General features: G+C 67.3%; 15 protein-coding genes and 1 pseudogene. 8 read left to right on the top strand and 8 right to left on the bottom strand.

Annotated features, from left to right (window positions below):
• Nucleotides 1-95: 95 nt before the first annotated feature.
• The 3 genes from smpB (at nucleotide 96) to IEX25_RS00520 (ending at nucleotide 2665) form a co-directional block, all read left to right on the top strand.
• Nucleotides 96-566 (top strand): SsrA-binding protein SmpB, encoded by a 471-nt coding sequence (smpB, locus tag IEX25_RS00510; protein WP_103173481.1) that lies wholly within the window; start codon nucleotides 96-98, stop codon nucleotides 564-566.
• Nucleotides 567-628: 62 nt separating this feature from the next.
• The gene (sseA, locus tag IEX25_RS00515) at nucleotides 629-1483 is read left to right on the top strand and encodes a 3-mercaptopyruvate sulfurtransferase (protein ID WP_188713596.1); all 855 of its coding nucleotides are present in this window, start codon (nucleotides 629-631) and stop codon (nucleotides 1481-1483) included.
• On the top strand, nucleotides 1484-2665 hold the full coding sequence (locus IEX25_RS00520; protein ID WP_188713597.1) for an amino acid aminotransferase: 1182 nt from the start codon (nucleotides 1484-1486) through the stop codon (nucleotides 2663-2665).
• A gap of 7 nt (nucleotides 2666-2672) precedes the next feature.
• Here IEX25_RS00520 and IEX25_RS00525 read toward each other — a convergent pair whose 3' ends face one another.
• A complete protein-coding gene (locus tag IEX25_RS00525; protein ID WP_229664973.1) occupies nucleotides 2673-4841 on the bottom strand; it encodes a ComEC/Rec2 family competence protein in 2169 nt (722 codons plus the stop codon).
• Nucleotides 4842-4939: 98 nt separating this feature from the next.
• Between IEX25_RS00525 and gltX the strand changes: the two genes are divergently transcribed.
• The 3 genes from gltX to IEX25_RS00540 all read left to right on the top strand — a co-directional run bounded on the left by gltX (nucleotide 4940) and on the right by IEX25_RS00540 (nucleotide 8455).
• Entirely contained in the window at nucleotides 4940-6346 is a 1407-nt protein-coding gene (gene gltX / locus IEX25_RS00530; protein ID WP_188713598.1) for a glutamate--tRNA ligase, read from the top strand.
• Between the two features lie 77 nt (nucleotides 6347-6423).
• Nucleotides 6424-7716, top strand: coding sequence for a citrate synthase (gene gltA, locus IEX25_RS00535; RefSeq protein WP_103173477.1), 1293 nt, complete (start codon nucleotides 6424-6426; stop codon nucleotides 7714-7716).
• 88 nt (nucleotides 7717-7804) lie between these two features.
• Nucleotides 7805-8455, top strand: coding sequence for an SDR family NAD(P)-dependent oxidoreductase (locus tag IEX25_RS00540; RefSeq protein WP_188713599.1), 651 nt, complete (start codon nucleotides 7805-7807; stop codon nucleotides 8453-8455).
• A gap of 56 nt (nucleotides 8456-8511) precedes the next feature.
• On the opposite strand, the gene IEX25_RS00545 is transcribed toward IEX25_RS00540, so the two are convergent.
• The 5 genes from IEX25_RS00545 to IEX25_RS00565 all read right to left on the bottom strand — a co-directional run bounded on the left by IEX25_RS00545 (nucleotide 8512) and on the right by IEX25_RS00565 (nucleotide 14170).
• Nucleotides 8512-10323, bottom strand: a complete 1812-nt coding sequence (locus IEX25_RS00545; RefSeq protein WP_188713600.1) for an aminopeptidase P family protein — start codon at nucleotides 10321-10323, stop codon at nucleotides 8512-8514.
• A complete protein-coding gene (locus tag IEX25_RS00550; RefSeq protein WP_188713601.1) occupies nucleotides 10320-11012 on the bottom strand; it encodes a metal-dependent hydrolase in 693 nt (230 codons plus the stop codon). Before IEX25_RS00550 ends, IEX25_RS00545 begins: the two co-directional genes overlap by 4 nt.
• A gap of 79 nt (nucleotides 11013-11091) precedes the next feature.
• Complete coding sequence (gene recJ, locus IEX25_RS00555) at nucleotides 11092-12828, bottom strand: single-stranded-DNA-specific exonuclease RecJ (protein ID WP_188713602.1); 1737 nt, start codon at nucleotides 12826-12828, stop codon at nucleotides 11092-11094.
• Nucleotides 12829-12874: 46 nt separating this feature from the next.
• Complete coding sequence (gene glpX, locus IEX25_RS00560) at nucleotides 12875-13840, bottom strand: class II fructose-bisphosphatase (RefSeq protein ID WP_103173497.1); 966 nt, start codon at nucleotides 13838-13840, stop codon at nucleotides 12875-12877.
• Between the two features lie 78 nt (nucleotides 13841-13918).
• A complete protein-coding gene (locus IEX25_RS00565; protein WP_188713603.1) occupies nucleotides 13919-14170 on the bottom strand; it encodes a BolA family protein in 252 nt (83 codons plus the stop codon).
• Nucleotides 14171-14237: 67 nt separating this feature from the next.
• On the opposite strand from IEX25_RS00565, the gene IEX25_RS00570 reads away from it, so the two are divergent.
• Nucleotides 14238-14864 carry a J domain-containing protein gene (locus tag IEX25_RS00570; protein ID WP_103173471.1) on the top strand — a complete coding sequence of 209 codons (627 nt, stop codon included), beginning with the start codon at nucleotides 14238-14240 and terminating at the stop codon, nucleotides 14862-14864.
• Nucleotides 14865-14930: 66 nt separating this feature from the next.
• On the opposite strand, the gene lnt is transcribed toward IEX25_RS00570, so the two are convergent.
• Together lnt and IEX25_RS00580 are read right to left on the bottom strand one after the other, a co-directional pair.
• Nucleotides 14931-16403, bottom strand: coding sequence for an apolipoprotein N-acyltransferase (gene lnt / locus IEX25_RS00575; RefSeq protein WP_188713604.1), 1473 nt, complete (start codon nucleotides 16401-16403; stop codon nucleotides 14931-14933).
• 543 nt (nucleotides 16404-16946) lie between these two features.
• Nucleotides 16947-18473, bottom strand: a pseudogene (locus tag IEX25_RS00580) (DEAD/DEAH box helicase); the annotation flags it as partial.
• Between the two features lie 277 nt (nucleotides 18474-18750).
• On the opposite strand from IEX25_RS00580, the gene argS reads away from it, so the two are divergent.
• Nucleotides 18751-20493 (top strand): arginine--tRNA ligase, encoded by a 1743-nt coding sequence (gene argS / locus IEX25_RS00585; protein ID WP_188713606.1) that lies wholly within the window; start codon nucleotides 18751-18753, stop codon nucleotides 20491-20493.
• The last annotated feature ends 7 nt before the right edge of the window (nucleotides 20494-20500 follow it).

The raw sequence follows: 20500 nt of genomic DNA on the forward strand, positions 1-20500 counted from the left end.
CGCTTGCCGACAGTGGTAAGGCGGTCGCCCGACGGGGGGCAACGGCGATTTCCCGACCTTTACACGCCCCCTGCCGCTGCCTATCTATCGCCGTCATGGCCCAGGATCCCGACAAGAACTACAAGATCATCGCCGAGAACCGGCGGGCGCGCTTTGATTACTTCATCGAAAGCGACCTCGAGGTCGGCATCGTCCTGACCGGGTCCGAGGTGAAGTCCCTGCGCACCGGCCAGTCCAACATCGCCGAAAGCTATGCCTCGGTCGAGGACGGAGAGCTTTGGCTGATCAACGGCTATATCGCCGCCTACAAGCAGGCCGGGGTCTTCGGGCACGAGGAACGCCGCAAGCGCAAGCTGCTGGTCAGCCGCAAGGAACTGGCGCGGCTGTGGCAGGCCGTCGGGCGCGAGGGGATGACGCTGATCCCGCTGGTGATGTATTTCAACCACCGCGGCATCGTGAAGCTGAAGATCGGCGTCGCCAAGGGCAAGAAGAACCACGACAAGCGCGAAACGGACGCCAAGCGCGACTGGAACCGCCAGAAGCAGCGGCTGCTGAAGCAGGGCTGACAAGGCATTGCAAGGGGGACCGGCCCCCTGTAGATCAGGCCCGCACCAAGGCGGAGGGGGCCATGCAGGACGATCCGAAAACGCTGGTCTCGACCGAATGGCTGGCGGCGCATCTGAACGATCCCGACCTGCGCATCCTGGATGCAAGCTGGCACATGCCGGCCACGGGCCGCGATGCGCGGGCCGAATATGACACCGCCCATATTCCGGCTGCGCGGTTCTTCGACATCGACGCGATCAGCGACAAGCGCAGCGCCCTGCCGCACATGGCCCCGCCGGTCGAAATGTTCATTTCCCGGATGCGGGCGATGGGCGTGGGCGACGGGCATCAGGTGGTGGTCTATGACAATTCCGACGTGCGCAGTGCCGCGCGGGTCTGGTGGACCTTCCGCCTGATGGGCAAGACCGATGTCGCCGTGCTGGATGGCGGCTTCGCCAAGTGGCAGGCCGAGGGCCGCCCGGTCGAGGACATGGCCCCGATCCTGCGCGACCGCCACATCACCGTGCAGCGCCAGGCGGGGCTGGTCCGCGACGTGACCCAGGTGGCCCTGGCCAGCAAGCTGGGCGATCACCAGATCGTCGATGCCCGCGCGCCCGAACGGTTCCGCGGCGAGGCGCCAGAGCCGCGCCCCGGCCTGCGGTCCGGCCATGTTCCCGGAGCGAAGAACGTCCCCTTCGGGCGGCTGCTGAACGCGGACGGCACCATGAAGGCGCCCGATGCCCTGCGGGCCGAGTTCGAAACCGCCGGCGTCGATCTGAAACAGCCCGTCATCACCAGTTGCGGCAGCGGCATCACCGCCGCCGTGCTGTCGCTTGCGCTGGAACGGATCGGGCACCGCAACCACTCGCTTTACGACGGAAGCTGGACCGAATGGGGCAGCTTCCCGGACCTGCCCATCGCAACCGGAGACGCCTGAATGCTGTCGAACCTGAAACCCCAAGCCCCCGATTCGATCCTGAAGCTGATCGAGGAGTTCAAGGCCGATACCCGGCAGGGCAAGATCGACCTGGGCGTCGGCGTCTACAAGGACCCCCAGGGGGTGACTCCGGTCATGCGGGCGGTCAAGGCGGCGGAACAGCGGATCTGGGAAAGCCAGACCACCAAGGCCTATACCGGCCTGGCGGGCGAACCCGAATACCGCAATGCCATGGCCCGGATGGTGCTGAAGGACGTGCCGGGGGACCGGCTGGCGTCCTTGGCGACGGTGGGCGGCACCGGCGCGATCCGGCAGGCGCTGGAACTGGCGCGGCTCGCCAATCCGGGGGTGACGGTCTATGTGTCGAACCCAACCTGGCCCAATCACCTGTCGATCATGAAGTTCATGGGCCTGCCCTTCGTCGAATACCGCTATTTCGACGCGGAAACGCGGGGCGTCGATTTCGACGGGCTGAAGGCCGACATCGCCAAGGCGGGCAAGGGCGACATCGTGCTGCTGCACGGCTGCTGCCACAACCCGACCGGCGCGAACCTGTCCATGGAACAATGGGACGAAGTCGCGGCGATCTTGGAGAAATCCGGCGCGATCCCGCTGATCGACCTGGCCTATCAGGGCTTCGGCGACGGGCTGGAGGAAGACGCGGCCGCCACCCGCATGATCGCGCAGCGCCTGCCCGAGGTGCTGATCGCGGCCTCCTGTTCCAAGAACTTCGGCATCTATCGCGAACGCACCGGCATCCTGTTCGCTCTGGCGGAAAACACCGCGGCGCGCGATCTGGCCCAGGGGTCGATGGCCTTCCTGAACCGGCAGAACTATTCCTTCCCGCCGGATCATGGTGCGCGGATCGTCAGCACCATCCTGACCGACGATGCGCTGCGCGCCGATTGGGCGGCCGAGCTTGAGGAGGTGCGGAACACCATGCTGGGCCTGCGGTCGCAGCTGGCATCGGAACTGCGCGACCTGTCGGGCAGCGACCGCTTCGACTTCATCGGTCAGCACCGGGGCATGTTCTCGCGTCTGGGGGCCACGCCGGAACAGGTGGCAAAGCTGAAATCGGACGCGGCGATCTACATGGTGGGGGATTCGCGGTTGAACATCGCGGGGCTGAACCAGCATACCGTGCCGGTCCTGGCCCGCGCGATCATCGACGCGGGCATCTGAGGCCCAATCACCCCGGACTGCGCAGCATCTGGTTGACGCCGCGCAGGACGGGGCCCTGGTCGCCCATCTCGACCGTCACGGCACCGGTGATCCGCAGGCGCCCCAGGTCCAGCATCACGCAGGGCCAGTCGGCGCGCGTGGGAAGCTTTTCCGACAGGACCACCATCCGTTTCGCCTGGCAGGCGGCGGGCGCGCGGTCGGCCGCACCCTTTCCGGTGAAATGCCAGATTTCCCAACCCTGCGGCAGGGTGGCCATCCGGTCGCGCTTGTCGCCCTGCCAGGCGGGGCGGGCGGCGGATTCCTCCTGCGTGGCCATGTCGCCGTCTTCCTGCAGCCAGGTGCTGACCACGAAGGCCCCGCCCGAGGGCTTGGACACCGCACGCCCCGCCATGGTCATCAGCCCCACCGCCTCGCCCTCGGGCGCGATCAGAACCAAGGGGCGGCTGGCCGTCAGCCAGATCGCGGTGGATGCCGCCAGCATCGCGATGCCTGCAAGAAAGCCACAGCCCAGCAGGCCGGGCCGCCGCGCGGTCAGGCCTTCGCGCCAACACAGCACCGCCAGCGTGGCCCCGAAGCACATCAGCGGAATCACCGGCGCGGGCGGCAGCGGCAGGGCCGTCACCGCACCGCCCAGGCCCGCCACCCAGTCCGCCACCCACAGCATCCAGCGGGTGCCCAGGCCCATGACCCACAGCGCCGGCTCCGCCAGGCCCACCGGGGCCAGCAGCGCGCCGATCACGCCTGCGGGCATCACCAGGGCGCCCATTACCGGGACGACCAGCAGGTTCGCCAGCAGGCCGTATTGCGCCATCCGGTTGAAATGCGCCGCAGCCAGGGGCGAGGTCGCGATGGATGCCACCAGCGAGGATACGATCAGCATCGCCACCGGCCGCAGCCAGAAGGGCACATGCGGCGAAATGCGCGACCACGGCCCGGCGGACAAGATCAGGGCGACGGTGGCCGCAAAGCTCATCTGGAAGCCGGGATGGGTCACGGCCTCGGGCGAATAGATCAGGATGATGGTCGCGGCCAGGGCGATGGTGCGCAGGGAAATGGCGCGGCGGTCGGCCATGATCGCCAGCAGCATCACCGCGACCATGACAAAGGCGCGTTCCGTGGCGACGCCGCCGCCCGACAGCCACAGATAGGCGGCCGACGCCAGCAGTGCGCCCATCGCCGCGATCTTGTGGACGGCCTGGGGCAGGGGCGCGCCCAGGCCCTGCGCCAGCACCAGGGCCATGCGCAGGGCGGCATAGACGAAGCCTGCCAGCATGGACATGTGCAGGCCGGAAATCGAGATGATGTGGTACAGGTTCGAGGCCCGCATCACCTCGTTCGTGGCTTCCTCGATCCCGGACCGGTCGCCGGTCATCAGGGCCGATGCGACCGCGCCTTCCTGCCCGCCGATGCCGTCCTGAATGGCCCGGCTGATCGCCAGGCGGGCACGGTGCATGGCCCACATGCCCCCCTCGGCCGGTTCCACCGTCAGGATGGGGGTGCGGGTATATCCGACGGCGCCCAGGCTTTCGAACCAGGCAAGCCAACGGAAATCGAAGCTGCCGGGGGATGCCGGGGCAGGGGGCGGACCAAGATGGCCGGTCAGCATGACCCGCTGGCCCAGGGGCGGCAGCGGGTCGGTCTGGTCCATCAGCGACAGCCGCACCTTGTCGGGGGTGCGGTCGGGCGCGGTGTCGCGCAGCACCACGCGGTCCAGCGTGATGCGGATCCGGTCGCGGGCCGAACGGTCGATTTCGACCAGCCGCCCCTCGACCGGGCCGTAATAACGCCATTCCATGATCGGGGCGGCGACCATGGCGGATCGCAACCCGATCAGGCCGAAGCCCGCGATGACCAGCAGCGCCGCCGCGGTGCCGATCCGCAGCCCGTCGGCCAAGGCCCAGCCGATGCGCCCCCGTTCGGCCCAGGGCAGGGCAAGCCGTCCCCCGGCAAATGCCAGAGCGGCCAGACATCCCAGGGTGAACCATGTTCCGCGACCGGGCGCGGCGGGCAGGGCGAACCACAGCGCGATCCCGGCGGCCAGGCAGACCGGGACCCAGGCGAACAGCCCGGCGCGCAACGTGGCCCCCATGCGCGCAGGCCGCACGGTCGCGTGCCGCGAGGCCGCCCGCGTGCCCGAAAAGCCCGGCAGCGCCGTCATGTCGCCCTGGGCGGCCATTCTTGTCCTTTCGCACTGGCTTCTCTATTCCTGCGGCAACGATGGCATGGACAGCTTACCAAAGCGTTAATGCCCGCACCGACCCGAGGAAGGCCGCCATGTCCGACACACCCGCAGACCGCCCCGTCGTCACCCGTTTTGCCCCTTCGCCGACCGGCTATCTGCATATCGGCGGCGCGCGGACGGCGCTGTTCAACTGGCTTTACGCGCGGGGCCGGGGCGGCAAGTTCCTGCTGCGGATCGAGGATACCGACCGCGCCCGGTCCACGCCCGAGGCGACCGAGGCGATCCTGAAGGGCCTGGCCTGGCTGGGCCTGGACTGGGACGGCGAACCGGTCAGCCAGTTCCAGCGCAAGGATCGCCATGCCGAGGTGGCCCTGCAGATGCTGGCGGCGGGCACCGCCTACAAATGCTTCTCGACCCCCGAGGAGATCGCCCAGTGGCGCGAGGCGAACCCGCGCCAGTCCTTCCAGAGCCCCTGGCGCGACGCGACGGACCTGCCGGATGCGCCCCATGCCATCCGCCTGCGCGCACCCCGCGACGGGGAAACGGTGATCGAGGACGCGGTGCAGGGCACGGTCCGCGTAGGCAACGACCAACTGGACGACATGATCATCCTGCGCAGCGATGGAACGCCCACCTATATGCTGGCGGTGGTGGTGGATGACCACGACATGGGCGTGACCCATGTGATCCGGGGTGACGATCACCTGACCAACACCTTCCGCCAGGTCCAGATCTTCGATGCGATGGGTTGGCCGCGCCCGGTCTTTGCCCATATCCCGCTGATCCATGGCGAGGACGGCAAGAAGCTGTCCAAGCGTCACGGCGCCGTGGGCCTGCACGAATTCGCGGCCCTGGGTTATCCTCCGGCGGCGATGCGCAACTATCTGGCCCGCCTGGGCTGGAGCCATGGCGATGACGAGCTGTTCGACGACGCCCAGGCGCGGGAATGGTTCGACCTGTCCGGGATCAACCGCGCGCCGGCCCGGCTGGATTTCAAGAAGCTGGAACATGTCAGCGGCCATCATATCGGCACCATGGCGGACGACGACCTGCTGTTGGTTCTGGATCAATTCCTGGCCGACACGGACGCCGCGCCCCTGACCCCGCAACAGCGGAACCGGATCACGGCGGCGTTGCCGGCCCTGAAGGAAAAGGCCAGGACCCTGCCGCAACTGCTGGATCAGGCCCGCTTCGCCCTGATCGATCGGCCCGTGGAACCGGATGAAAAAGCATCAAAGTCTCTGGATTCGGTATCCCGTGGTATGCTGTCCGCGTTGACTGCCGCAGTGCAGCATGTTAGCTGGACCCGAGACGAACTGGAGCAGGCGGCCAAGCAGGTTGCCGAGGAGAACGGCGTGGGCCTGGGCAAGCTTGCGGCACCCTTGCGGGCAGCCTTGGCTGGCCGCACGACGACCCCCAGTGTGTTTGACATGATGACGGCGCTAGGCCGCGAGGAATCGCTGGCCCGGTTGCAGGACCAGACGGATTTGGCAGGCTGAAGGCCTGCCCTTACATGCCAGGGTCGTCCCCCGTTCAATCGAAGGTCGGCCCGGCCCAGCCGGAAAGGACGCCTTGGATGGCCGACGCGACGAACGCCACACTCAAGATCAACGACTCCGAATACGAGCTTCCGATCCTTCGCCCGACGCAGGGGCCGGATGTCCTGGACATCCGCAAGCTGTATGGGCAGGCGGACGTGTTCACCTATGACCCCGGCTTCACCTCGACCGCAAGCTGCGATTCGACCATCACCTTCATCGATGGCGACAAGGGCGAGTTGTGGTATCGCGGCTATCCGATCGAGCAGTTGGCGGCCCAGTCCCATTATCTGGAGGTCTGCTATCTGCTGCTGTACGGCGAACTGCCGACGGCCGAGCAGATGGTGGATTTCGAACGTCGCGTGACCCGTCACACGATGGTTCACGAACAGATGCACAACTTCTTCCGGGGCTTCCGCCGCGACGCGCATCCCATGGCGACCATGGTGGGCGTAATCGGCGCGATGTCGGCCTTCTATCACGATTCGACCGACATCAACGATCCCTGGCAGCGCGAGGTCGCGGCGATCCGGCTGATCGCCAAGGTGCCCACCATCGCGGCCATGGCCTATAAATACTCGATCGGCCAGCCTTTCGTGTATCCGCAGAACGAACTGGATTACGCCAGCAACTTCCTGCACATGTGCTTCTCGGTCCCGGCCGAGAAATATCATGTCGATCCGGCCCTGGCCCGCGCCATGGACCGCATCTTCACCCTGCACGCCGATCACGAACAGAATGCCTCGACCTCGACCGTGCGTCTGGCCGGGTCGTCGGGGGCCAATCCCTTTGCCTGCATCGCGGCCGGCATCGCCTGCCTGTGGGGCCCGGCCCATGGCGGCGCGAACCAGGCCTGCCTGGAGATGCTGCGCGAGATCGGCACAGTGGACCGCATCCCGGAATACATCGCCAGGGCGAAGGACAAGTCCGATCCCTTCAAGCTGATGGGCTTCGGCCACCGGGTCTACAAGAACTTCGACCCGCGCGCGAAGGTCATGAAGGAATCGGCCGACGAGGTGCTGGAGCTTCTGGGCATCCACGACAACCCCACGCTGCAGGTCGCCAAGGAATTGGAAAAGATCGCGCTCGAGGACGAGTACTTCATCGAGAAGAAGCTTTATCCCAACGTCGATTTCTATTCGGGCATCATCCTAGAGGCGATGGGCTTCCCCACCTCGATGTTCACGCCGATCTTCGCGCTGTCGCGCACGGTGGGCTGGGTCGCGCAGTGGAAGGAAATGATCGCCGATCCGCAGGCCAAGATCGGCCGCCCGCGCCAGTTGTACGTGGGCGAGGGCAAGCGCGACTATATCGAGGTCGGCGCGCGCTGATCGGTCGCAGCTTCGCAGGGGCCCCTTCGGGGGCCCTTTTGCATGGCGGGTCTTGCGAAGGCGCGGGGCCGGTGGCAAGGGATCGGCCATGACAGAGACACAGAAAATCGCATTGGTGACGGGCGCTTCGCGCGGCCTTGGCGCGGCCCTGGCCGAGGATCTGGCCGGGCGCGGCTATCACGTCCTGGCGGTGGCCCGGACGGTGGGCGCGCTGGAGGAACTGGACGACCGCATCCGCCGCGCGGGCGGCAGCGCGACGCTTGCGCCCATGGACGTGGCCGAGGCGCCGGCGATGCAGCAGTTGGCGGAAGCCGTGCTGGGCCGCTGGGGCGGGTTGGATCTGTGGGCCCATGCGGCGGTCCACGCGGCGCCCCTGGCCCCTGCGCCGCATGTGGATGGCAAGGACTGGGCGAAATCGGTTCTGGTCAACATGGACGTGACGCGCGGGCTGATCGCCTTGCTGGAACCTTTGTTGCGCGCGCGGCAAGGGACGGCGCTGTTCTTCGATGATCCCCGTGCGGGACAGAAGTTCTTTGGCGCTTACGGCGCGACCAAGGCTGGCCAGATCGCGCTTGCCCGCAGCTGGCAGGCCGAAGCCGCATCCGTCGGCCCGCGCGTGATCATTGCGGAACCCGCGCCGATGCCCACCGCCGTCCGCGCGCGGTTCTTTCCGGGCGAGGACCGGGGGGCGCTGACGCCTTGCCGGGACGAGGCGGCGCGGATCCTGGACGCATTATGATTTGCGTCCCGCGGAGGCCGGGGGCGCTTCGCCCCCCGGACCCCCAGAGGATATTGTCACACAGAAGATGAGCCAAGCGGCCGGGTTGCCCGATCCAGCCAAGCCCGGTCCTGCGTGTCCAGATGCGGCGACAGCGCGTCACGCACCTGGGCGTGATAGGCGTCGAGCCAGGCGATCTCGTCCCGTGACAGCGCCGCAAGGTCGATCAGCCTTGTGTCGATGGGACACAGGGTCAGGGTCTCGAAGCCCAGCATGGTGCGGCCCGGCTCGGCTTCGGCGGGGGTGACGACGATCAGGTTCTCGATGCGGATGCCGAAGGCGCCTTCGCGGTAATAGCCCGGCTCGTTGGACAGGATCATGCCTTCTTCCAAGGGCAGGGTGCTGACGCGGCTGATGCGCACCGGGCCTTCGTGGACGCAGAGCGCCGCGCCGACGCCGTGACCGGTGCCGTGGTCGTAATCCTGGCCCTGCGACCACAGGTATTGCCGCGCCAAGGCGTCGATATGGGCACCCGCCACACCCTGCGGAAAGCGCGCCCGGCTGATGGCGATCATGCCGCGCAGCACGGCGGTATAGGGGGCCACGACATCGGGCGAGGGATCGCCCAGGGGCAGGATGCGGGTGATGTCGGTGGTGCCGTCGGGATATTGCCCGCCCGAATCGATCAGGAGGACTTCGCCTGCCGCCAGTCGGCGGTTGGTGGCGCGGGTGACGCGGTAATGGGGAAGGGCGGCGTTCGGTCCCGCCCCGCAGATCGTGTCGAAGCTGATATCGGTGATGCCCGCATCCCGGCGCAAGGTTTCCAGCTTCTCGACCACGGCGATTTCGGTCAGGTCGGCCGGTTCCTGGCTATCCAACCAGGCCAGCAGCCGTACCATCGCCACCCCGTCGCGCAGATGAGCGGCGCGCATCCCGTCCAGTTCGGCCGCGTTCTTGCGGGCCTTGGGCAGGATCGCCGGGTCGGACGCGCGGGCGATCTGGGTGTTCGCGCTTTCCAGCAGGCGGAAGGCGGCCTCGGGGGCCGAAGCGGGGTCGATGCGGACCGGACCTTCCAGATCCAGAAGCGCCGGCGACAGGCCTTCGGGGTGCAGGATCGCGACCTGGTTGCCCAGATGGGCGCGCAGGGCATCGTCGAACTTGGCGGGATCCGTGAACAGCGCCAGATGGCCGTCATCCGACAGGACGGCGAAGGATTGCACGATCGGGTTCTTGGGAACGTCGCTGCCCCGGATGTTCAGCAGCCACGAGATCGAGTCGGGCAGGGTCAGCAGGGCGGCGGCCTGACCGTCCTCGCGCAGTTGCGCGGCAAGGCGGGCGCGCTTTTCGGCGGCCGTCTCGCCTGCCACGGCATCGTCATGGGCGCGCGCCCGACCCACAGGCGGGGCAGGTCGGTCGGTCCAGATCGCATCCAGCGGATTGTGGTCCACCGCGATCAGCCCGATGCCACTGTCGGCAAGCGCCTTTTCCAGCGTCTCGATTTCCTGGCGGGTGTGCAGCCACGGGTCGAAGCCCAGGCGCCCGCCGGCGGGCAGGGCCGCGCGCAGCCAGTCCGAAGGCTTGGTTTCGGGCCAGGGCACCGGCGTGAAGTGGTGGGGGTCCACCTGCGCCTTGACCTGCACGCGATAGCGTCCGTCGATGAAGACGCCTGCCCGGTCGGCCGTGACGATGGCAAAGCCCGCGCTGCCGGTAAAGCCAGTCAGCCATGCCAGCCGCGCATCGGCATCGGCCACATATTCGCCCTGGTGCGCATCCGCGCGGGGCACGATAAAGCCGTCCAGCCCATCCGCCGCAAGCCGCGCGCGCAATTGGGCCAGTCGTGCCGGGTGATCCGCATCGCCCGCAGGGTCGTCGAATTTCTGAAAGCTCACAGCTCGATCGCCTTCATGATCTGGGGTTCGATCACGCGCACGCCCGGCAGGCCGTCGATCAGCCCTTGTGCGGATTGTTCCAGCAAGGGGAACGTCTTGTAATGGCAGGGAATCACGGTCTTGAAGTCGAAATACTTCCTGGCCGCCCAGGCCGCGCGCTTCATGTCCATGGTGAAGTGCCCGCCCGCGCACAGGATGCCGATGTCGGGGTGGTGGTATTCGCCCATCCAGGCCATGTCGGCCATGATGTCCGTATCGCCCGAGACATAGATCACATGCCCTTCGCCCGCGATCATGTAGCCCGATTCGTGCCCGGCATAGATCGGCCCGTCGGCCCCATTCAGCGAACTGGAATGGCTGGCGTTCACCATCGTCACCGACGCCCCGCCAAGATCGACCGTGCCGCCCTTGTTGAAGCCGATCCCTTCGATGTCGTGGTGCGTGGACCAGTGGCTGACCAGGTCATAGATGCCCGCGACGGGGATCTTCAGCTCCTTGGCGATGGCCAGCGTGTCGCCGGAATGATCGCCATGGCCGTGGGTCAGAAGGACATGGGTGGCGCCCTGGATCGCCTCGGCCCGGCGGTCCTCGGGGAAGACCGGATTGCCGGAAATCCAGGGGTCGATCAGGATCACGGCATCCTCGATTTCCAGGCGAAAGCCGGAATGTCCAAGCCAGGTTAGTTTCATCGCGGTTCCCTTTGCCAGTGTCGCGCGCAGGTTAGCGGCGGGTCCGGGCGGTGACCAGAGGGGGTCAGGCCCGATACGGTCACGCGGGGGCCGCATCCTCCAGCCGCAGGCGCAGCCGTTCGCGACCGCCCCAGGTGGACAGATCCAGCTTGCCCGCCAGATGGAAGCGCCGCCCCCTTGCGCCGATCAGCGCGGGGCCAAGCGGGCCGTTCATGGCGCCCCATGCCACGGCTTCCAGCGCAGGGCCGCCGGCGCTGCGGAAGGACAAGCGCAGGTGATTGTCGCCCATGGTCGAGGCGCTGTCGATCAACTGGTCGGCAAAGGCAAAGCGCGGCGCGGGGGCAGCCTGCCCGAAGGGACCTGCGTCTTCCAGGCGGCGATACATCTGGGGCGTGGCCCCCGTGCATTCCATCAGGCCCGAGATGCGCAGATCGCGTGCGCCCGTCCGCTGCGCCAGATCGGCGGCGATCAGGTCGGACAGGCGGGCCATGGCCGCGGGGATCATCGCCTCGGCCACGGTCAGGCCGGCGGCCATCATGTGACCGCCGCCCTTGATCAGCAGGCCTTCGTCAGCCAGCCGGTGGATCGCCCGGCCCAGATCGACGCCCGGAACCGACCGGGCGCTGCCCTTGCCGATGCCGTTTTCCACGCCGATCACGACCGAGGGCAGGTCGGTGGCCTCTTTCACGCGCGCAGCCACGATGCCGACGACGCCGGGATGCCAGCCGGGGCCCGCCGCCCAGGACAGGCGGGCATCGCCACGGGCCTCGACCTGGGCCAGGGCCTCGTCGCGCACGGCGGCTTCGATGGCGCGGCGGTCGCGGTTCAGCAGGTCCAACTCGGCTGCCAGCCTCCCGGCCTCGCGCGGGTCGCGGCAGGACAGGCACAGCGCGCCCAGATCGGCGCGGCCCACGCGGCCGCCGGCATTGATGCGCGGCCCCAGCAGGAAGCCCAGGTGAAAGGCGCTTGGCGGGCCGTCAAGACGCGCCACGTCGGACAGCGCCACAAGGCCGGGCCGCTGCCTGCGGGCCATGATCGCCAGACCTTGCCGGACAAAGGCGCGGTTGACGCCGACCAGCGGGGCGACATCGGCCACGGTCGCCAGGGCCACCAGATCCAGCATCGCCATCAGGTTGGGTTCCGGCCGCCCCTGCGCGCGCAAGACGCGGCCCGCCTGGACCAGCGTCAGGAAGACCACGCCTGCCGCGCAAAGATGCCCCAGCGAACCGTCCTCGTCCGCGCGGTTCGGGTTCACGACCGCAAGCGCGGGGGGCAGCGTCTCTCCGCCCAGGTGGTGATCCAGCACGATGATGTCCGTGCCAGCCGCAGCGGCCAGGGCGTCATGGCTCAGCGTGCCGCAATCGACGCAGACGATCAGGTCGTGACTGGCCGCAAGGGCCGCCATCGCGGGTGCGTTCGGGCCATAGCCCTCGTCAATGCGGTCGGGGATATAGAGCGTCGCGTCCCGCCCCTGGCCGCGCAGCCAGTCCAGCAGCAAGGCGGCCGAACTGCCCCCGTCCACGTCATAATCGGCAAAGATGGCGATGCGTTCGCCCTTGACGGCAGCCGCCACCAGCCGGTCCGCAGCAACCCCCATGTCGCGCAGGGACAGCGGGTCGGGCAACAGGTCGCGCAGGCGCGGCGTCAGGAAACCCTCGGCCCCTTCCGCCTCGACCCCGCGTTCGGCCAGGACGCGCGCGACCGCCAGGGGCAGGCCGGTGCGCTGGGCCAGACCCTCGGCCAGGCGATCCGCCGTCCCGTCCGGGCCGACCCATCGCCGATTGGTCAGCGATTGCTCGATTCCCAGAAACGTCACGGCAGCACCTTCTTCGTTGTCGAAATACCCTGGGGCGAAGCCCCTCTTACCTGATCGGGTTGCGATAGATCATCCGCCGGACCGATCCGGTCTTCGACCGCATCAGGATCGTCTCGGTCTGCAGATAGTTCGGCTCGCGCTTGACGCCCGCCACGATGGAGCCGTTCGTCACGCCTGTCGCCGCAAAGATCACGTCGCCCGTCACCAGTTCGTCGCGCGAATAGATGCGGTCCAGGTCGGTGATCCCGGCCTTGCGGGCGCGGCCCTTTTCGTCGTCGTTGCGGAACAACAGCTTGCCCCACATCTGCCCGCCCATGCATTTGAGCGCGGATGCCGCCAGCACGCCCTCGGGGGCGCCGCCCGATCCCATGTACATGTCGATGCCGGTCAACTCGGCCTCGGCGCAGTGGATCACGCCGGCCACGTCGCCGTCGGTGATCAGCCGGATCGCCGCGCCGGTGGACCGGACCTCGGCCACCAGATCCTCGTGACGGGGACGCTCCAGGATGCAGACGGTGATGTCGCTGTCCTCGACGCCCCGCGCGCGCGCCAGGGCGCGCACGCGTTCGGACGGGGACATGTCCAGGCTGACCACGTCGGTCGGATAGCCCGGCCCGATGGCCAGCTTTTCCATATACACGTCCGGCGCGTGCAGCAGGGTGCCGCGTTGCGCCATGGCAATCACGGTCAGGGCGTTCGGCATGTCCTTGGCGGTCAGCGTGGTGCCTTCTAGCGGATCCAGGGCAATGTCCACTTCGGGGCCTTCGCCGGTGCCGACTTCCTCGCCGATATAGAGCATCGGCGCCTCGTCGCGCTCACCCTCGCCGATGACCACGACGCCCTTGATGTCCAGCATGTTCAACTGGTCGCGCATGGCGTTGACGGCGGCCTGGTCGGCCGCCTTCTCGTCGCCGCGCCCGATCAGCCGGGCCGAGGCATGGGCCGCAGCCTCGCTGACGCGGGCCAGGCCCAGCGAAAGCATCCGGTCGTTGAAATCCTTGGGCGCGGTCATGTCCATCCCTCGTTGCGACAGCTTGGGAGGGGTCTTACGCCCCGCCCGCCGCAGCGGCAAGCCTGTCGGCGCTAACGCCTAGGTGTCAGCCAGATCAAGCGCCAGGGCATGGATGCGCCCCACGATGTCGCCCAGGGTGCGGTGGACAAGGCGGTGCCGCTGCACCCGGCCCAGGCCCGCGAAGGCCGGGCTGGCCATGCGGATGCGGAAATGGGTCTGCCCGCCATCGCGGTATCCGGCATGGCCCCGATGGCTTTCGCTTTCGTCGATGACTTCGAGCCGGGTGGGGCCAAGCTCTGCAAGCCTTTCGCGCATTTCATCCGCAATCATCCGTCAAGACCTTTCATGTCGCGTCAAAAACCCTAAACTGCCGCCTCCGAGTCGCAAAGGTGCCCCAATGAGCAGGAACGACCCCTTCGGCTTCGACATCTCGGCCGCGAAGGACAAGAAACGCAAGAACAAGGGCCGTCGCGGCATGTCCGGCGCCTTCGAGACATCGACCCGCACCTGCGACAAGCAGGGCTGCGACGAGCCGGGGCAGTATCGGGCCCCCAAGAACCCCCGCAACCTCGATGACTATTTCTGGTTCTGCAAGGATCACGTCCGCGAATACAACGCGAACTGGAACTATTTCCAGGGCCAGTCCGAGGAGGAGTTCCAGCAGTTCATCGACAACGCGACCGTCTGGGAACGTCCGACCAAGCCCTTTGGCCGTGCCGCGCAGGAAGACAAATGGGCGCGACACGGCGTCAGCGACCCCTTGGAGATCCTGGGCGCCAACGGCACCGCGCCCGAGGCCCGCGCCAAGGCCAGCCGCAAGCTGCCGCCCACCGAACGCAAGGCCTTGGACATCCTGGAAGCCAAGGACAGCTGGACCCGCGCCGAGATCCGCAAGCAGTACAAGTCCCTGGTCAAGGACCTGCATCCCGACATGAACGGCGGCGACCGGTCCGACGAGGATCGCCTGGCCGAGGTCGTCTGGGCCTGGGACCAGGTCAAGGACAGCCGGTTCTTCAAGGATTGACCGGGCAGGGGGCTGCCGCCCCCGTCCTTCGGACTCCCCCGCGGGTATTTTGCAACGGAGAAGCGATCAGGCCGGCTTGCGGCGGACAAGCGCGGCTGCGAGCGCGACAAGCGCGATCAGGATGGCAGGGGAATTGCCCCATTTCATCCAGGGCGTTTCAGGCAGGGCGGCAGGTAGGGGCGTGTCGATCTTGCCCTGAACGCCCAAACCCAGCGACTGCCGGATGCGGCCATGCGGGTCGATGACCGCGCTGATGCCGGTATTGGCCGCACGGATCAGCGGCAGGCCGGATTCGATTGCGCGCAACTGGGCCTGGGCCAGATGCTGGTAAGGGCCGGAGAACTGGCCGAACCAGGCGTCGTTCGTGGCCTGCAACAGCCATTCGGGGCGTTGGCCAAGGCCCCGCAGATGTTGCGGAAAGATCGCCTCATAGCAGATCAGCGGCTGGAAATCGGGGGCACCGGGTGCCGACATGATCGCCGGCCCTTGACCTGCGGAATAGCCGTTGCCCTGCTGCGCCGCAAAGGCGGTGATGCCGACTTGAGCCAGCGCGTCGCCCCAGGGGATGTATTCGCCAAACGGAACGAGGTGGAACTTGTCATAGACCTGGCCCACCGTCGCGTCCGGGTTCAGCGTGACCAGACTGTTGTAGAAGCGGCTGCCGTCACGCCGCTGGATGCCCATCACCAGCGGCGCGCCTGCCGCCTGGGCCATGGGGGGCAGAACCGGGCCTGCATCCTCCAGCAGGAAGTTCACGGCGGTTTCGGGCCAAATGACCAGATCGCGCGCGCCAGGTTCCGCCGACAGCTCCAGCAGGCGCTGGAAGAACACTGCCGCCCATTTCGGGTCCCATTTCAGGTGCTGTTCCGCATTCGGCTGGACGATGCGGAGGATGGTTGGCCTGTCAGAGGGCAGGGGCTGCGCCAGCCGTGCCAGTCCCGCCCCCCACAAGCCGCCCGTCAGCGCCAGCGCCAAGGCCGTGGCCGGCAGCAGGCGCAGCAGCGAGGGAAGCACGGCAAGGGCCAGCGTGATCAGGCTGAGGCCGATGGCCCCCGTCCAGGCGGCGGTTTGGGCCACAGGCGTGTCGATCCAGGCATGTCCCGTCAGCGACCAGGGCAGGCCGGTGAAAATCCAGCCGCGCAACCAGTCAGACAGCACCAAGGCAGAAGCAATGGCCAGGGCCCGGCGGGGAACACCGGTTGCAAGGCGCGCGGCCAAGGCGGCGGGGACTGCCCAGAACAGCGCACCGCCCAAGGCCATCAGGACAAGCGCGAAAGGGGCCATCCAGCCATAGATCGCGGCCTCGACCAGAAAGGGCTCGACGATCCAGGCCATTGACAGGCCGAACCAGCCGACTCCGCCTGCCAGCAGGGGCCAGAAGGCGTTTCCCGGACCTGCGGCGCGGCGCACCAGCAGCGCCAAGGCCAATGGGGTCGCGATCCAGATGCCAAAGGGTTGCAGGCCAAGCGCCGCGATCAGGCCAAGCGCCAGGTCAACCCAAAGCCGCCGAAGCCGCCCTTGTGGCACCGGGACGTGCATCGGTGGCGGTCAGGCGTCCGCTTCGACGTTGGCCTGGGGTTCCGCGGCAGGCGCCTCGTCGGATTTCTTGCGACGGGTGCGCTTGGGCTTCGGGGCCTCCTCGGCCACGGGTTCTACGGGATCCTCGGCCTTCTTGCGGCGGGTGCGCTTGGGCTTCTCGGCAGGCTCGGCCACGGGTTCGGAGGCTTCCGGCGCGGCTTCGGCTTCGGCCTTCTTGCGGCGGGTGCGCTTGGGCTTGGGCGTTTCCTCGACGGCCACCGGCTCGGCAGCAGGGTCTTCGGTGACCGGAGCTTCCGGGGCAGGCGTCTCGGCCCCGGCTTCGGGCGCGATGGCCTCAGCCGGCGCGGCCTGGACCGGATCGGCGTCCGACGGGGCTTCCTCAACCGAGGCCATTTCGACCGATACTGCCTCGACGGGTGCGGCTTCTGTTTCGGGCAAGCCGGCTGCTGCCACTTCGACGGAGGCTGCGGCGTCGGGCCGCGCCTCGGACTTCTTGCGGCGGTTGCGGCCGCGGCGCGGCTTGTCGGCCTGGGCAGGTGCAGCCTCGGCTGTCTCGACCGGCTTCTCGGCGCGGTCCTCCGGCTCGGCAGCGAGCGAGGCGAGCGCGGGGCGCAGTTCGACCAGCATGAATTCGGGAACGTGATCGCCCATGCCCATCACGGCAGGGCCGCGATGATCCTCGCGACGGCCCCGGCGATCGCGCGAGGGATCGCGGCGGTCGTCGCGATGGTCTTCACGCTTGTCGTCGCGGCGGTCGCGCTCTTCCCGGCGCGGTTCCTCGCGCACGGCCTCGGCGCGTTCCTCGCGCGGTTCGCGGCGTTCCTCGTCGCGGTTCCGGTGTTTGTCGCGGCCGCGGTTCTTGTCGCGGCCATTGCGACGATCCTCGCGTCCTGCATTGCGATCGGTCTCGGACAAGGTGAATCCTTCTGGCAGCGGCGCGCGGGGCAAGGTCTGTTTCACAAGATTTTCGATGGCCGACAGGTATTTGTCGTCCGCCGGAGTGGCAATGCTGAAGGCGCTGCCCAGACGTCCGGCGCGACCGGTGCGGCCGATGCGGTGGACGTAATCCTCGGCATGCGAGGGCAGGTCGTAGTTGAAGACATGGCTGACGGCCGGAATGTCCAGGCCACGTGCCGCCACGTCGGACGCCACCAGCAGGCGCAGCTTGCCGTCGCGAAAATTGTCCAGCGTACGGGTGCGGTGGCTTTGGTCCAGGTCGCCATGGATGGGCGCCGCGTCATAGCCGTGCTTGGCCAGCGACTTGGCGACGATGTCCACGTCGGTCTTGCGGTTGCAGAAGATGATCGCGTTCGTCAGCTTTTCGCCTTCGCCGTCGATCAGGGCCCGCAGCAGGTCGCGCTTCTGCTTGGCGGCCAGATCCCGGCGCGAGGGCGCCAGTTCCACCAGCTTCTGGGTGATCGTCTCGCTGGTGGTGGCCTGGCGCGCGACCTCGATCCGCTCGGGGGCGTGCAGGAAGGTGTCGGTGATCCGCTCGATCTCGGGCGCCATGGTGGCGCTGAAGAACAGCGTCTGGCGGGTGAAGGGGGTCAGCTGGAAGATGCGTTCGATATCCGGGATGAAGCCCATGTCCAGCATCCGGTCGGCCTCGTCCACGACCATGATCTGCACGCCGGTCAGCAGAAGCTTGCCGCGTTCGAAATGGTCCAGCAGCCGGCCAGGCGTGGCGATCAGCACGTCCACGCCCCGGTCGATCAGCTTGTCCTGTTCGCCAAAGGATACGCCGCCGATCAGCAGCGCCTTGGTCAGGCGGGTGTGTTTCGCATAGGTATCGAAGTTTTCCGCAACCTGCGCCGCCAGTTCGCGCGTGGGGCACAGGACCAGCGAGCGGGGCATCCGGGCGCGGGCGCGGCCACGGCCCAGCAGCGTGATCATGGGCAGAGTGAAGCTTGCGGTCTTGCCGGTGCCGGTCTGCGCGATGCCCAGCACGTCGCGGCCTTCCAGCGCGGGCGGAATGGCGCCGGCCTGGATCGGCGTCGGCGTTTCATACCCGGCTTCTGCAATGGCTTTCAGCACATTGGGGTCAAGCTTCAGGTCAGAGAATTTGGTCATTCAGGGCTTTCCAAGACTTGTGCGCCACATGTCCGGCGCGATGCGTTCCATTGCCGCGTTGCCCGGATGGCTGGTGCGGCCTGCAATGGGACGCAAGACTCGCACGCCCCTTCAGTCGGCCCGCCGGATGCGGAGCCATGCAGGGACTTAGACCAAGTGGACCGCAACGTCAATGTTTCGGCCCGGAAACGTTGCGAAAAATGCAGGTTTTCGGGCTTTGTGTTGACCAGGACCCGCCCCAGGCGGTAACCCGCGCGGGACAGTCAGGAAAGCGATGATGAACCTATTCACCGATCTGCGCGGCGTCGTTCTGGCCGCGCTGGAGCAGATGACGCAGGCGGGCGAGCTGCCGCAGGGCCTGGATTTCGCCAATGTGGCCGTGGAACCCCCGCGCGATCCCGCCCATGGCGACATGGCCACCAATGCCGCGATGGTGCTGGCCAAGCCCGCCGGCATGAAGCCGCGAGAGATCGCCGACAAGCTGGCAGCCCGCCTGACCGATCCGCGCATCGCGGCGGCCGAGGTCGCGGGGCCGGGCTTCCTGAACCTGCGCCTGTCCCCCGCCGTCTGGCAGGGGGTGGTGGCGACCGCCATCCGAGAAGGCGCCGATTTCGGGCGTTCCGACATCGGGGCGGGGCAAAAGGTCAACGTGGAATTCGTCAGCGCCAATCCCACCGGCCCGATGCATGTGGGCCATGTCCGGGGCGCGGTCTTCGGCGACGCGCTTGCCAACCTGCTGGCCTTTTCGGGCCATGATGTGACGCGCGAATACTATATCAACGACGGCGGCGCGCAGGTCGATGTGCTGGCCCGGTCCGCCTATGAACGCTATCGCGAGGCCAACGGGCTGGAGCCCGAGATCCGCGAAGGGCTTTATCCCGGCGACTATCTGATCCCCGTGGGCGAGGCGCTGAAGCAGAAATACGGCGCCAGCCTGCTGGACAGGCCCGAAGCCGACTGGCTGGCCGAGGTGCGCGATTTCGCGACCCTGGCGATGATGGCGATGATCCGCGAGGATCTGGCGGCGCTTGGCGTGCGCATGGACGTCTATTCCAGCGAAAAGGCCCTGTACGGCACCGGCAAGATCGAGGCCGCGATCGAGCGGCTGCGGTCGCTGGACCTGATCTATCGCGGCGTGCTGGAACCGCCCAAGGGCAAGCTGCCCGAGGATTGGGAGGAGCGCGAGCAGCTTTTGTTCCGGTCCACCGCCCATGGCGACGACGTGGACCGGCCCATCCAGAAGTCGGACGGGGCCTGGACCTATTTCGCGCCCGACATCGCCTATCACTGGGACAAGATCGACCGGGGCTTCGATCAGTTGATCGACGTATTCGGCGCCGATCACGGCGGCTATGTCAAGCGCATGAACGCGGCCGTGAAGGCGCTGTCGAACGGTCGCGTGCCGCTGGACATCAAGCTGATCCAGCTGGTCAAGCTGTTCAAGAACGGCGAGCCGTTCAAGATGTCCAAGCGCGCGGGCACATTCGTCACCCTGCGCGACGTGGTCGAGGAAGCGGGCGCGGATGTCACCCGCTTCATCATGCTGACGCGCAAGAACGACGCAGCCCTGGACTTCGACTTTGCCAAGGTGCTGGAACAGTCCAAGGACAACCCGGTCTGGTATGTCCAGTATGCCAGCGCGCGGGTTCATTCGGTGCTGCGCCGGGCGACCGAATCAGGCATCGATGTCAGTGATTCGGTCTTGGCTTCCGCGGATCTGACCCGGCTGTCGCATCCGGCGGAACTGGATCTGGCGCGGAAAGTTGCCGAATGGCCCCGGCTTGTCGAACATGCGGCCCGCGCCCACGAACCCCACCGGGTTGCGTTTTTCCTGTATGAAATCGCCTCTGACCTGCATTCGTTGTGGAACCGCGGCAATGACGACCTGTCGTTGCGCTTCGTGCAGGATGGCGATCCTGCCACGTCCCAGGCAAAAATTGCGCTGGTTCGCGCAGTTGGCGTTGTTATTTCAAGTGGTCTTGCTATCCTTGGTGTCACGCCGGTCAAGGAAATGCGCTGAAGTCACA

The organism is Paracoccus acridae (assembly GCF_014642735.1).
Lineage (GTDB): Bacteria > Pseudomonadota > Alphaproteobacteria > Rhodobacterales > Rhodobacteraceae > Paracoccus > Paracoccus acridae.